This is a genomic window from Vibrio sp. B4-6 (assembly GCF_963888245.1).
In the GTDB taxonomy this organism is placed as follows: Bacteria; Pseudomonadota; Gammaproteobacteria; order Enterobacterales; family Vibrionaceae; genus Vibrio; species Vibrio anguillarum.
In genome coordinates, this window is record NZ_CAWPIM010000033.1 from 264,676 (window position 1) to 275,519 (window position 10,844).

Below are 10,844 nucleotides of genomic sequence, written 5' to 3' on the forward strand. Positions count from 1 at the left end.
ATTCAATCTTTTAAAACTGTATGGATTATTTGCTGAGCAGCCGCCTCAACAGAAAAATATGCTTTTAATACCTCAAAACCTCTCTCGCCCATAGCGATACGCTGCTCTCTGTCATTGAATAGACATAAGGCGGCATTAAACAAAGAATCATCTTCACCATTGATGAAGGCCCAACCAGCACCTTCACCATTAATGAAATCTATCACATCATTACCTTTATTCACGCTACCCAAAATTGGCAGAGACTGAAGCATATAGCCAAGTAATTTCCCGGGGAAATTGTGCGCTTTATGCGTTTTGGCTAATGAAAATAACCCGATATCAACTTGTGTTAAAACCTCTTTATAAGCCTCTTGGCTAATCGAAGGCAGTAATGTCAAGTTATGAAGATTTTCAATAGCTTTAGTTTGCCTAACTAACTCGAACTCATCACCTTGTCCAATGAATAAAAAGTGAGCACGCGGATACTCCACCATTTTTTTCACTAAACGCAACAAATTGTTCATATCTTGAGCATGTCCAATATTACCACCATAAAAGTAGATAACCTTGTCACCTAAATTATATTGCTCTCTAATATTGATTAGTATGGTTGAATGATTTTTAGGCTTGATTTCGGCCCAGTTTCTCAATACTTGAAGATTATTATATTTAGAGTTAAGTGAAGAAAAATACCCTACATTTGCCGGTGACATCAACCCTATACTGTCTGATGCATTGTAGTTCAATCTCTCAAAAAATCGTAAATAGAAAGTAATAGGTGACTTGGCTGAAATAATACCTTCATCAATTACCCATTGTGGAAACATATCCCTCAATACTAGGTAGTTGAATGTTCGAACTTCTTTCTTAAACCAATGCATCAAAGGACCAAAGAAGATCGTCGGAGAGTAGTTAACACACAGATCAAATGACTGTAAATCCTTTGCATTTTTTAAGGCCATATAGGCATTAAATGATAGCAGTGATTCACTAATCAATCTCTTAACCTTGCCTTGACCTCGCATCGGCGGATTACGAAAGCGCCAAACCTCTACTCCGTCAATAAACTCAACTTCCAGTCGTCTTGTTTGCTTTCCATGGCTAGGGGTAATAATAATTGGATGATGTCCAAGCCTTTGAAACTCAAGTGCAAGCTCATGAAACATTTTTGCGTGCACTAGCGTACTATCAGGAAGATAATCATCTGGAAATAAAGCGATTTTCACAGCTTAGTATTCCTTCCACACCACACGTTTCACGTAATCAGTATAAGAATGAATAATCCGAACAACCTTGTCCGACACATTTGGCATACTGTAATCAGAGACTTGGCGTAATAGACGTTCATCACCTGATGGTTGTGACTCCAGTATTTGTAAGGCCTGCATCACTCGTTCAGCACCAAGTCCAACCATCATCACTGAGGCTTCTTCCATACCTTCTGGACGTTCATGCGCCTCTCGCATATTTAGTGCCGGAAAGTTCATGATAGAGGATTCCTCATTGATCGTACCGCTATCAGAAAGCACTACTTTGGCATTTTTCTGCAAATGGTTGTAATCATGGAAACCAAGCGGTTTAAGCAACTGAATATTAGGATGGAATTCTAATCCCTGCGCTTCAATGCGATTGCGAGTACGAGGATGCGTCGAAACAATAACGGGTAGATTGTAATGCTGCGCCACAATATTCAACGTCTCCGCTAGTTTTGATAACTGTTTAGGTGAATCCACATTCTCTTCACGATGTGCGCTCACAACAAAAAACTGGCCTTTCTGCAAACCTAGGTGAGCAAGTACATTTGAACCCTCGATTTGCGGCATATAATGGCTCAGCACTTCAAACATCGGGCTACCGGTTTTAATAACTCGATCAGCAGGCAAGCCTTCAGCGAGCAAGTAGTCACGTGCAATAGTGCTGTATGTAAGATTGATATCAGCTGTGTGATCAACGATTCGGCGATTGGTTTCTTCAGGCACTCGCTGATCAAAACAACGGTTACCCGCTTCCATATGGAATATCGGTACTTTGCGGCGCTTGGCAGGAATTGCTGAGATACAAGAGTTGGTATCTCCGAGTACTAACATTGCCTCTGGCTGAACTTCCTCTAATACTTGGTCAACTTTAATTATCACTTGGCCGATAGTCTCTGCCGCATTTTTACCCGCAGCGTTGAGAAAATAATCTGGTTTACGAACCCCAAGGTCATTGAAGAAAACTTCGTTCAATTCAAAATCGTAGTTTTGTCCTGTATGGACCAAAATATGCTCGCAGTGCTCGTCAAGTTTAGCGAGTACGCGAGATAGACGGATAATTTCAGGGCGAGTGCCCACGACTGACATTACTTTGAGTTTTTTCACTTTAATTTCTCTTGTATCAGGTCAAAGGGCGAGCAAAGGTATCTGGGGCCTCACGGTCGAAAGTCTCATTCGCCCAAAGCATCACTATCATCTCGTCATCACCAATGTTGGTAATGTCATGCGACCAACCAGGAACAGTTTCAACAATTTCCGGCGAGCTACCATCTGTATACAGTTCATAACGCTCGCCAGTAGCGATATGCTCAAATTTAAAGCGCGCCTTGCCCTTAAGCACTAAAAATTTCTCATTTTTACTATGATGGTAATGACCACCGCGAGTGATACTGGGATGAGCGGTGAAAAAAGAAAATTGCCCAGCTTGCTTAGTTTTAAGCATCTCACTAAAAACGCCGCGCTCATCACCATAGCTTGGAATTGAATAGCTGAATTGCTCCGGCGCCATATAGCTGAGGTATGTCGAATAAAGTGCTCGAGTGAGTCCAGTACCGACATTTTCAGTCACTAAATTGCCTCTACTCTCTTTAAAAGCACGTAATAAGTCAGCAACCTCGCCTACCGTAGTCAGATACTCTGGGACTACGCTCTTATAACCGCTCTCTGAATCACCTTCTAGCAGAGCAATTAAATGAGCACAAACATCATCAATGTAGACCAAGGTCACTGGCGCATAAGGATCATGAATAGTTATATCTAAATTGTTCAGGGTATTGTGGCAAAACGTAGCAACAAAAGAGTTGTAGTTAGGGCGACACCACTTACCGAATACGTTTGGGAAGCGGTAAATAAAATAGGATGACTGCGTTTCCTTTCCATACAGTTCAACTGCTTGTTCAGCTAGACGCTTACTCAATCCGTAAGGATTATCTCGCTCGGCCTGTGTAGATGAGCTGACAACCAACGGCACTTTTTTATGGCTATTTGTTAGCTGCTCTACGATAAAGTTGGTTAAATCCGCATTACCTTGCTGAAATTCAACTTCATTTTTTGGTCGATTAATACCGGCTAAGTGGTAAACAAAATCAGCATCACGAAGGGTCTCTGCTAATTGATCCTGTGTTGTTTCACGATCCACTTCTATGATATCTGTGTAGCCACTCTCGCGAAGCATTATACAGAGGTTTTTTCCAATAAACCCTTTCGCACCTGTTACTACAATTTTCATTACACACCTTCTGGTACGACTGCACTACCTGCCTCAATATTCGCAATAAAGTCCAACTTATGCAGTAGCTTGACCATACCTTGTACATCTAAACGCTCAGTATTATGTGAATTGTAATCTTCAATGAGAGAAAGATCCGTCTCACCTTCTTCATTATACTTGGAGTAGTTCAAATCACGGTTATCTGAAGGGATACGATAATATCCCCCTTGATCTTCGGCGACAAACATTTCCTCACGACTGCAAAGCGCTTCATAAAGCTTTTCACCATGGCGAGTTCCGATAATATTGACGGGGTGACGGGGCTTACCTGTAATTTGAAGCAATGCTTTCACTAGAACGTCAATTGTCGCAGCTGGCGCTTTTTGCACAAAAATATCACCATTAGTGCCATGCTCGAAAGCATGTAAAACCAAATCAACCGCATCATTGAGTGTCATCATAAAACGCGTCATGTTAGGATCTGTGACGGTAAGTGGCTGATCATGGATAATTTGTCGCAAGAATAATGGAATTACTGAACCACGCGAGGCCATCACGTTGCCATAGCGAGTTGCAGAAATAACGGTTTTCTCTGGGTCAACATTGCGTGACTTTGCAACAATCACCTTTTCCATCATCGCTTTGGAGATCCCCATAGCATTTATTGGATAAACCGCCTTGTCTGTACTTAAGCATACCACTCGTTTGACTTCATTTTGAATAGCAGCTTCAAGCACATTCTCAGTTCCCAAAACATTGGTTTTGACTGCTTCCATAGGATGAAATTCACAAGAGGGGACTTGCTTAAGAGCGGCAGCATGATAAATATAATCAACACCACGTGTTGCATTTAAGACACTTTGATAATCGCGAACATCACCAATATAAAACTTCAATTTTGAGTTGTTATATTTTTTACGCGTATCATCTTGTTTCTTCTCATCGCGAGAGAAAATGCGAATTTCTTTGATTTTAGTATTTAAAAAACGGTCCAAGACTGCATTGCCAAAAGAACCCGTCCCCCCAGTAATTAATAACGTTTTATTTTCAAACAATTCTTAAACCTCTAAAAGTTATTTACTAGCCGCATCTCTACAAAGTTGTATCTTTTGTTCTGGTGTAGGGTAATTAATCAATACAGCCCGATACTTCCCTTTGAACACAAAAAGGCTACCAGCCGCAGCACCAATAACGCCAAGTCTTTTAATTAACTGGCTAATATGGTCCAAACTACCAGCGCCACCTAAAAATGTCACTGGCACACTGAGTGATGATTTGAATAACTCTGCATAACCGATATCATAGCCATTCATAGTGCCGTCAAGATCAACAAAATTAAGGACAATCTCCCCTGCGCCTGCTTCTTGTAAAGATTTCGCTAGCACCAAAGGATCTTGATTAACTATACGAGTGGCGTTATGAGTACAAACTTCATACCCTTTAGAAAAAAAACCTTTTTTTCTTCTTACATCAAGAACGGCAACAACTGACTGACGCCCAACTGCTGCTGCCATTTCACTCAAAAGCTGAGGATTATTAATAGCCGCAGAACTTACTGCTACTTTTTCAACCCCCATATCAATGATTTTAGAGGCTTGCTGAGCATTACTAATCCCACCGCCATAACAGAGGGGCATGCGGCATTCTGCTGCTAATTTTTCTATCAAATTAAAATCAGGCTCTTTACCACTTTGTGATGCATCAATATCTAAGACCATCAACTCGTCTGCTTCTTTTTCATTAAAGATCTTAACGGCATTGATCGGATCACCAACATATTTTGCATCTTTAAAATTTTGTGTTTTTACTAATCCACCATCATGAACTAATAAACAAGGAATAATTCGGGATCTAAGCATTGATTAGTTCTCTACAAAATTTTTGAGTAACTGAGAACCCCAGTGATGGCTTTTCTCAGGATGACACTGCACACCGTGAATATGACCTTTTGAAATCACTACATCAAAATTAATCCCATAGTTTGCTGTTGCCACAACATCATTTTTGTCTACAGCGTCGTAATAATATGAGTGTAAGAAATAAAACTGTGGATCAGAATCGAAGCCTTGTGAAAAAAGTTGAGAATCTAGTTTTACCTGCAAATCGTTCCAACCCATATGTGGCATTGGTAGCTCAGCAGTGAGAGGATTGCTGGCAAATGATTTTACTTCTCCCGGAATCCAACCTAAACCAGGCAATTTTCCTTCTGCCGAACGATCAGCTAACATTTGCATCCCAACACAAATACCCATGATTGGTATACGTTTTACAAGTACGGCTTCTTCTAATGCCATACGAAGGCCAGAATCATTCAGCCTTTGCATTGCATGGTCAAAGTGACCGACTCCCGGAAGAATTAGACGTGTTGCATCGCTGAGTTCTTCTGGGGTACTAGCTCTCATCGCTTGAATACCTAACCTTTTAAAAAGTGTCAGAAATGCTTGGATATTGCCAACCCCATAATCTACAAGTCGAATCAACGGAAATACCTCTTTTCTAGACCTAACCAACGAAACACGTTTGTACCAAAACCAATGAGCCAACGTTTATTTGTATAATCTTTGTAAGTTTTTTTAGGCAAATCAAATAACTGCTGAAGCTCATCAACAGTCAACCCTAATTTGTGAGCAACGTATTCAAATTCTTGTTTTAAGAAATGTTCATCCATTTCCGGCCGAGAGATTCTATCCAAAGCCTCTTCGCGAGTCATTTGCTCCGTCATTATTAAACTAGAAAAATGTGCTCTACGCTTTTCAAATCCAAAACGGCGAGGAAGCCAGTAATCTTCATAAAAACGAGTGAAGCGGGATTCGTGATGTTTATGTTTAAAACGTTTCCAACCAAAGAGACGCTCTAGCTCATCTTCGGCATTGAGTTTGACGTAAGGTACCAAATTGAGAGGGTGATGAACTTTCATTCCTAGAATTTTTTGATACCAAAGCTTATAAACTAGAATGTCTGTAAGCGGGAACGTTTTCAGCTCTCCTTCACCAAATTTTGACCATATATCACCAAACAGCGTCTTATCGATACCAAGATACCCTCCCCACTCTTCAGGTTCACGACAACATTCAGTCGAAAAATTAGATCCCGTGATAATATGCTTAATCCCATGTTTACGTGCAAATTTGTACAATCCTGAAAAGAAAGCAGCATCTTGTACAAGATCCTGATCTGGTATGCCGGCACGCAAAAACGCGACTTGCAACCGGCGCATTTCATCCCAATTGACAACTTCTGTATAAAGATCTAATCCAAGTCCATCAACTAATTTTTCAATATTACCTACTGCTTGGTCTGTATTCCAACCCGCATCAACATGAAAAAGTAAAGGACGCAATCCCATCTTTTCTTTTGCAATATACGCCGCATAAGAGCTATCGAGCCCCCCGGAAAGTCCAATGATGCAGTCAAAATCTTTACCTTGACCATCTTTTCTAATGTTTTCTGCCAGTGACGTGAGTTCTTTTAGACCAGCCACCTGAGTATCCCAGTTAGGATAAATAACTGAATGAAAATTACTGCAATAATGACAGCTACCTGAGTCATCGAAAGTAATGCTAGGATCACTTGTATCCATAAGACAAGTTGAACAAATTTTGTACTCTAACATAAAGTGGTTCTCTTTTTTAATTCTTCATGAATCTGAATGATTATCGATGACGAGCTTAGTGAAGTATCATGAATGCTGTGCTGAATCACTGTCTTACCACTCAAGTGGTATTCATAAGCTAGTGTAGATGGGTATGATACTACAACATCAACATCCGGAAAACTGTCCAACTTATCGTAAACTTTCCAGCCTAAGTTGCGTGTTTTCTCATCCATCGCCTGAGAAGGGTGTGGTTTATAAAAAAAATCGATTTCCGGATATTTATTTCTTAAAGATAAATACAGATCAACATGAAATTTTAAACAAATAGAGTGCCCAACAAATAAAAATTTAATGTTCTCAGAGTTAATAAAATAGAGATTTAAAATAGGGGGGGAAATTTTAAACCTACAACTATCATTAGATATGATTTTTTCCAAAAAAATTCGCTTTGATAACTCATCATAAACAATTAAATCAGTGACATTATTCAGCCTAGTTGTAAGATCAAATGGCAAACTTGATTTATCATCGTAATAATCAGTAGTTAATATTCCGTGCTGAATTATGGTAAGTGTAATTATTTTTTTTTCTTTTTTTTCTATTTCTGAAACTACTTTATCGGTTAGAACAGCCCAACGATCAAAATGATCCACTATAATTAAATTTTTCTTTATTCGGCATAAAGCTCTGTATCGAAGAAGAATACTGAAGATAGTATATCCCTGCATAACCCAAGGCCTGGTATTGAACTCAATCAGTAATCTAAAATTATAAAAAACTGAAATTATAAATATTTTAAGTAAATCACAGAGAGTAACAACCTGATAAGGACTGATAAAATTAAAATCTACATTTTCATTTTTAAATAATTCAGTAAAATCCCCTAATATAATTGTTTTTTCAGGATTAATGAGTTTTTTAGCTTTGAGAAAAGAACTATCTCCATTAGCAGAAAAAACAGACACATGCTTAGTTTCAAATTTATCAATTGAATATCTACCCAAAGAAGCAAAACGATAAACGCATGAAGCAAAAAAACATATAATAAAATACACCGGCGCTAATAAATATGGCCAAATCAATCTAATAAAAAAACTAATACTCTTAATGAATTTAAAAAATCTATGATTTTTAATCTTAACAATTCTTGGGAGATAGTTACACTCTTCAGGTTTTAAGTTATTAATAGAATAAAAGTACTTCTCAACTTGGATTTCGTTACTAATCGCAGATAAGATCAAACTCCAACTCATAATATCCTCACTATATCTTATAATATCTGAAAATTAAAAATATAATTACCATATAAGGTATCATATAAAAATCCGTATGATTATAAAGACTACCTCTTAAATGAGATATCATAAATATAGTCATAAGTAGACTTACAATTGAAATGCCAAAAGATGATGTGACAATTGATCTCTTATAAATTGCTCCAATCGCCACCATATAGAAGAAAATAAATGGTAGACCAGCAAAAAAGTAAAAATTCAAATATAAATCAGTTTCAACTGGCCATTGTTCTGTAGCTCTTATCTCCCAAGCCTGAGGATAGTAAATGTCAGTTAGATAGTGATTCATATCATAGTATTCAACACCCGAATCTAAACCAAATGGAGATAAAAACTTGTTGAATGGTAACCAAAAAGTAAATTCTGAGCCTGGTTCGAAATCAGACACAGAGATTGCCAGATTATGTAATGTAGAAAAGTAATTAAATAGGTTAAATAGCTTATCAACATTTGTAATATCAGCATCTCGGAATATCATCCCAAGCAAAAATATCATTAAAAATGAAGTTACAAGTAAAATACTTGTTAAACTGAAGGTTTTTCTTTCTCTCAACCATGGTAGCAAACTGAGAATGAAAAGCAGTGAAATTTGGAACTTACTTCCATGGACAGGGGATGTTAATAGCAACCAAACAAAAAATATAAGCCACATGGAAAAGCTCTTATATTTGTAAGCATATAGTCCAACAAGAGAAGATAAAATAATAGAAGAGAAGTGACTCAATATTACATAGACACCAGATCCTGCTCTATTTAAAAATGCATCTCCTGGATTATCTAACCAAACATTAATACCACCGCTACTATTAATAATCATAAATATCATTAGTGATGATAAAAAATACAATCCTAAAATTTTCCTAAAAGTACTATCTTTATCTATAGCAAAAAATTGAGGATTGGTATTTATGCTTTTCCCGATCAATATACCAAACTTTATTCCATACAGACAAATAATAAAATTTGTAAATACCAAACCAATTGATACTCTATAGTCATAAGAATTCAATAACTCATCACTGTAACCAGAGCCTAATAGCGGAGAGAGGAAAAACCACAATCCATAATATGCAAATAAAATATTTAGTGGTGATAAGATGTCTCTAGGTATATTAAGTAAAATTGTGGTAATAAAAAAAAATGAGAACACATAGAAGGATGAAAAATCTGAGTTAATACTCATCCAAACAAATATCACACCAACTACAGAATATGAAAACTTAAGCCAATTAACCAGAATATTTAGGTCAATTATTAGTTTATAGGCAAGAAAATATTTTTTTTCCATTTATCCAACTCAGTTCTGTAATAATAAAATTTCATTACAAAAGTAACAAGACTCGAAGATATAAGTGCGATAATGACACCGTAAACATCAACAGTAAAGAGCATCGTATACAGCATTATTAGTGAGTAAACAAGAAATCCAACCAATGTGCTTATAAGAATAAGCTTATCTCTATTTAAAGCGTAAAGAGCAATATGAGATGGCAGTGAAAACACATTTATCATGCAGAATACAAGAAATCCATAGAACAATGATTTATAATTAGAATAAGCTTCATTAGCATACCAAGTAAGTATATTATCCATAAGTATAATTACAATCATGGAGGTAGTAATTGAAACCAAAATACAACCTTTAGAAAAAACTCTAAGTTGATCCTGGAAGTTTTCTATGTTTCTACTTTGTGCCGCAAATATAATTTTAGGAAACATAAATGACACAATTGCAGTATCTACGGTTGCAATAACAGCATTACCAATTGTTGCATAAACTGAGTACGCTGCTAATACTTCTTTCGTAGAAATTATTTCTATAACAATTCTATCGAATGTCACCAAACCTCTTGTTGCAATACTAGCAACAAACAAAGTAAAACATGTAATTAAACCTTTGAATATAATACTACTCTCAAGCTTACATTTTAAAAATTTTTTTGGTGTAGAATAAAAGCTTATAAGTAATGCAAGTAAAAGAGATAAAAGCCAAGTGACCAATATAAAATCTAGTGTTCTCGTACTAGGGTAAATAAATATTATTAAGGATGCTATAATTGCCCAAGCTCCTCCCCTAAAAAAAAGAACAAAAGTTGCATTTGTTACTTTTTCAATTGAGATCAAGATTCTGTTCCATTCTTGACACAAGTGTTCAAGAATAGATATTGAAACGATAAGAAAAATAACACGACCATCGAATTTAGCTAAATTTAAAAAGAACACTAATATAGGAACAAATATTACATATCCAAAAAAATAAATAACAAGCTGATTAAATATCATATTGGAATCTTTTTCATCTCGATTTTTTATCAATTCTCGATTAGCGAATGTGTAATATTCAAAGCCAGCAATATAAATAAAATATCCAACAAGAGCAGTAAGGTATCCATAATTACCCATCTCTGCAACAGGAAGAAATTTAGCTAACACGATTATAAATACAAATCTTATAGCTAACGTTACAAGTCTTAGTGAAATGTTCAACGTTCTAATAAACAATTATA

The 10,844-nt window shown here is 36.7% G+C and carries 10 protein-coding genes; all 10 read right to left on the reverse strand.

Going from position 1 to position 10,844, the window contains the following annotated elements; all coding sequences use genetic code 11:
- Nucleotides 1-2: 2 nt before the first annotated feature.
- The 10 genes from AACV20_RS10530 to AACV20_RS10575 are packed head-to-tail and all read right to left on the reverse strand — an operon-like array spanning nucleotide 3 to nucleotide 10,839.
- Nucleotides 3-1,208: a glycosyltransferase family 4 protein gene (locus tag AACV20_RS10530; protein ID WP_170907228.1), complete on the reverse strand. Its 1,206-nt coding sequence runs from the start codon at nucleotides 1,206-1,208 to the stop codon at nucleotides 3-5.
- Nucleotides 1,209-1,211: 3 nt separating this feature from the next.
- On the reverse strand, nucleotides 1,212-2,342 hold the full coding sequence (gene wecB, locus AACV20_RS10535; RefSeq protein ID WP_170907229.1) for a non-hydrolyzing UDP-N-acetylglucosamine 2-epimerase: 1,131 nt from the start codon (nucleotides 2,340-2,342) through the stop codon (nucleotides 1,212-1,214).
- A 16-nt stretch (nucleotides 2,343-2,358) separates the two neighbouring features.
- The gene (gene wbjC, locus AACV20_RS10540; protein ID WP_170907230.1) at nucleotides 2,359-3,465 is read right to left on the reverse strand and encodes a UDP-2-acetamido-2,6-beta-L-arabino-hexul-4-ose reductase; all 1,107 of its coding nucleotides are present in this window, start codon (nucleotides 3,463-3,465) and stop codon (nucleotides 2,359-2,361) included.
- Nucleotides 3,465-4,502 carry a polysaccharide biosynthesis protein gene (locus AACV20_RS10545; protein WP_170907231.1) on the reverse strand — a complete coding sequence of 346 codons (1,038 nt, stop codon included), beginning with the start codon at nucleotides 4,500-4,502 and terminating at the stop codon, nucleotides 3,465-3,467. The genes wbjC and AACV20_RS10545 overlap by 1 nt, the downstream gene beginning before the upstream one ends.
- 18 nt (nucleotides 4,503-4,520) lie before the next feature.
- A complete protein-coding gene (locus AACV20_RS10550) occupies nucleotides 4,521-5,306 on the reverse strand; it encodes an AglZ/HisF2 family acetamidino modification protein (RefSeq protein ID WP_170907232.1) in 786 nt (261 codons plus the stop codon).
- Nucleotides 5,307-5,309: 3 nt separating this feature from the next.
- Nucleotides 5,310-5,927, reverse strand: coding sequence for an imidazole glycerol phosphate synthase subunit HisH (gene hisH, locus AACV20_RS10555; RefSeq protein WP_170907233.1), 618 nt, complete (start codon nucleotides 5,925-5,927; stop codon nucleotides 5,310-5,312).
- Complete coding sequence (locus tag AACV20_RS10560) at nucleotides 5,924-7,060, reverse strand: N-acetyl sugar amidotransferase (protein WP_170907234.1); 1,137 nt, start codon at nucleotides 7,058-7,060, stop codon at nucleotides 5,924-5,926. The genes hisH and AACV20_RS10560 overlap by 4 nt, the downstream gene beginning before the upstream one ends.
- A complete protein-coding gene (locus AACV20_RS10565) occupies nucleotides 7,054-8,295 on the reverse strand; it encodes a hypothetical protein (RefSeq protein ID WP_170907235.1) in 1,242 nt (413 codons plus the stop codon). The genes AACV20_RS10560 and AACV20_RS10565 overlap by 7 nt, the downstream gene beginning before the upstream one ends.
- Nucleotides 8,296-8,305: 10 nt before the next feature.
- On the reverse strand, nucleotides 8,306-9,625 hold the full coding sequence (locus AACV20_RS10570; RefSeq protein WP_170907236.1) for an O-antigen polymerase: 1,320 nt from the start codon (nucleotides 9,623-9,625) through the stop codon (nucleotides 8,306-8,308).
- Nucleotides 9,592-10,839 (reverse strand): lipopolysaccharide biosynthesis protein, encoded by a 1,248-nt coding sequence (locus AACV20_RS10575; RefSeq protein WP_170907237.1) that lies wholly within the window; start codon nucleotides 10,837-10,839, stop codon nucleotides 9,592-9,594. Before AACV20_RS10575 ends, AACV20_RS10570 begins: the two co-directional genes overlap by 34 nt.
- Nucleotides 10,840-10,844 lie beyond the last annotated feature (5 nt).